This is a genomic window from Aminivibrio pyruvatiphilus, assembly GCF_004366815.1.
GTDB classification, from domain to species: Bacteria; Synergistota; Synergistia; order Synergistales; family Aminobacteriaceae; genus Aminivibrio; species Aminivibrio pyruvatiphilus.
This window is the reverse complement of record NZ_SORI01000060.1, coordinates 1-1,053: the sequence shown is the minus strand read 5'-3', so window position 1 is coordinate 1,053 and position 1,053 is coordinate 1. Positions and strand designations below refer to the sequence as shown.

Here is a 1,053-nt window from a genome sequence, read left to right as displayed (position 1 = left end):
GAGGAGCCTGAAGGTTACGGCGCTGATGGCCTTGACTGCCTTGGGCAGGGCGTCGGTGTCGTCGAAGTCGTATCTGCTGTTGTGGGCAACGGCAGCCGTTTCGGTGAGGATCCGCAGCATGGAGGCCTGCCCTCCCTGGTCCTGCACCCGCTTCATCATGTAGGAGAAGTCCTCGCTGCCCGAGGCCTCCCGGCGAAGCTGGGGGTGAACTTTGACGGTGCCTAGGTTCTGTTCGCAGACGTCCCGGATGAGCTCCATGAGAGGCCTGTCGCTTTCCAGAAGGAAGGCCTCCCCCATTTTCTTCACTTCGCAGGTGCAGTCGTGCATTTCGGCTGCCGTCCGGAGGATCCGCTGGGCCCACTGCTCCATGTAGATGTTTCCCTCACTGGTCTTGCCCCGGACTTCCAGCTCCATTTTTGCGATTTCGGGGATGACGTTCCTCCCCGATCCGGCGTGAAGGGTACCCACGTTGACCCGGGTGTCGGATTTGCTGTTCCGGGGGATGGCCAGCAGGTTCTGGACGGCAGTGACAGCGGCGGCAAGGGCGTTGCGTCCTTCCTGGGGGTCGCCGCCGGCGTGGGCGGATTTTCCGTAATAGTATGCGTCCATCTTGGAGGTGGCCAGGGAGCCGCCCGTCCCGGCGCTGATATCCGAGGCCCGGTCCTCCGCGGTGGTCCTCTCTGTGATGTGGCAGGCAAGGACGAAATCCACCCCGTCGAGATGCCCCTTGTCCACGATGCTTTTGGCACCCCGCACTCCTTCCTCGGCAGGCTGGAAAATGATTTTGACGGTGCCCCGCAGGCCGTCTTTCACCGCCATGAGGATTTCCGCCACGCCAAGGCCTATGGCTGCGTGGCCATCATGGCCGCAGGCATGCATCATGCCGGGGTTCACGGAACTGAAGCCCTCCCGGAATGGACGGTGCTCAGGTACGGCATCTTCCACCACGCCCAGGGCGTCGATGTCGAACCGGAGCGCCACGGTGGGGCCTTCCCCGCAGCGGAGGATGCCCATAACCCCGGTGAAGCCGCCCCGGACTTTCTCAAGGAATTC

1 protein-coding gene is annotated in these 1,053 nt (G+C 63.2%); it reads right to left on the bottom strand.

Annotation, left to right across the window (positions count from 1 at the left end; all coding sequences use genetic code 11):
- On the bottom strand, window positions 1-1,053 hold a 1,053-nt coding region (locus C8D99_RS15080), incomplete at both ends, for an amidohydrolase (RefSeq protein ID WP_133959326.1).